1 protein-coding gene is annotated in these 274 nt (G+C 45.3%); it reads left to right on the top strand.

Annotated elements, in window-relative coordinates:
* Positions 1-274 (top strand): hypothetical protein (locus A3729_RS32845; protein ID WP_197475787.1); only part of this gene is annotated, 274 nt, incomplete at both ends.

Below are 274 nucleotides of genomic sequence, written 5' to 3'. Positions count from 1 at the left end.
TTTACGATGCCGATGACTTTGTCTATGTGTACACGGGCATGCGTAGAGGCGGGAGTAATTATTATGCGCTTGACGCTTCTGATCGTAACTCTCCACAATTCCTATGGGAAATCAAAGGCGGCCCGGGTGGCACAAATGGCTACGAAGAATTAGGCCAGACTTGGTCTAAACCCGTGAAAACAAAAATTAAGATGGGCAATAATATTCGCGAAGTCTTAATTTTTGGCGGTGGCTACGACACCAATCAAGATACAAACACTACACGCTCTACTGA

It is taken from the genome of Oleiphilus sp. HI0043 (assembly GCF_001634935.1).
This window is presented reverse-complemented; position numbering and strand designations above follow the sequence as displayed.